The 1,789-nt window shown below is 73.6% G+C and carries 1 protein-coding gene; it reads left to right on the top strand.

Features of this window, described 5'->3' with window-relative positions; translation table 11 throughout:
- Positions 1-1,789: acyltransferase domain-containing protein (locus KBY19_RS35810; protein ID WP_210967513.1), on the top strand; the 1,789-nt coding region annotated here is incomplete at both ends.

The raw sequence follows: 1,789 nt of genomic DNA, 5'->3' as shown, positions 1-1,789 counted from the left end.
CCACCACCCCACCCACATCGCCCACACCCTCACCACCCGCACCCAACACCCCCACCGCACCACCCTCATCGGCCACAACCACACCCAACTCACCACCGCCCTCAACCACCTCACCACCAAACAACCGGACCAGATCTCTCCCCGCCCGGCGCGCAGCCGACCGGGCCGTGTGGCGTTCGTCTTTCCCGGTCAGGGCTCGCAGTGGCCCGGTATGGCCGCCGGGATACTGGAGGCCTCCCCGGTCTTCGCGGAGCAGTTGGAGCGGTGCGCCGAAGCCCTGGCGCCGCACACCGACTGGAACCTCCTCGAAGCGGTGACCGACCCCGCCCAGGCCCCCGCACTCGACCGGGTCGATGTGGTGCAGCCCGCGCTGTTCGCCGTGATGGTGTCGCTGGCCGCGCTGTGGCGTTCCTACGGGGTCGAGCCCGACGCGGTCGTCGGGCACTCGCAAGGAGAGATCGCCGCGGCCTGCGTCGCGGGAGCGCTGAGTCTGCAGGACGCGGCCCGTGTCGTCGCGCTGCGCAGCCAGGAGATCGCCACGCTCGGCGGCACGGGCGGAATGCTGTCGGTGGCGCGTCCGGTGGCGGAGGTGCACGCCATGCTCGCGGCTGCTCCGGGCCTGTCCGTCGCGGCGGTCAACAGCCCCACCTCGGTCCTGGTCTCGGGCGACAGTGCGGCGCTGGACGCGTTCCACGAAGACTGCGTCGCCGAGGATGTCTGGGTGCGGCGGATTCCCGTCGACTACGCCTCGCACTCGCCGCACATCGAGTCGCTGCGGGACCGGTTGCGCACCGTACTGGGGCCGGTGCGTCCGCGTGCCGCCTCCGTGGCGTTCCACTCCACGGTCGCGGCCGAGCAGCTGGACACCACCGCGCTCGACGCCGAGTACTGGTACTCGAACCTGCGCAATCCGGTGCTGTTCGAGGAGACCGTGCGCGCGATGGCCGGTCAGGGCTACGGGGTCTTCATCGAGGTGAGCCCGCACACCGTGCTGACGACGGCGCTCACCCAGTCGCTGGAGCCGCTCGGCGGCGACCCGGTGATCGCCGGTTCGCTCACCCGGGACCACGGCCGGCTGGAGGACTTCCTGACCTCCGCGGGCGAGGCGTGGGAAGCCGGTGTGCCGGTCGACTGGTCGGCGTCGTCGGCCGGGCGACCCACCCGCCGTGTCGAGCTGCCCGGCTACGCCTTCACCCGGCAGCGGTTCTGGGCGGGCAGCGGCGGTGACGGCGACGGCCCCCGGGCCGCCGGTATGAAGTCGGCACGCCATCCGCTGCTGACCGGTCAGCTGCCGCTGGCCGGTGGAAAGGGCCGGCTTTTCACCGGCCGGGTCTCGCCGGAGGAACTGCCCTGGCTGGCCGACCACACGGTCTTCGAAGAGGTCGTCGTCCCGGGGACGGCGGTCGTGGAGCTCGTCGCGAGCGCGGGTGACCGGCTCGGCGGCGCCGCGGTCGAGGAACTCACCCTGGAGGCGCCGCTCCTGCTCCGCGACGAGGCGGTGGGGCTCCAGCTCCATGTGCAGGAGCCCGACGCCGAGGGGCGGGCGGCCTTCACCGTGCACGCCGAGGACGGTGCGGGTGGCTGGGCCCAGCACGCCTCCGGAGTGCTGGGCCCGCGGGCCGCCGCCCGGGGAGGCGATCCGGCGGCCGGACCGCCCCGGCCGCCGCAGGACGCCGACCCGTCCGAGCCGCAGGGCGACCCGCCGGCAGGAGCCGTCCCGCTCGCGCTGGACGGCCTCTACGGCCGGCTTGCCGAGCGGGGCATGGGATACGGCCGTACGTTCCGAGGG

It is taken from the genome of Streptomyces sp. B15, assembly GCF_018070605.1.
Lineage (GTDB): Bacteria > Actinomycetota > Actinomycetes > Streptomycetales > Streptomycetaceae > Streptomyces > Streptomyces smyrnaeus.
The sequence above is the reverse complement of the archived record's forward strand: the minus strand, read 5'-3'. Positions and strand labels throughout refer to the sequence as shown.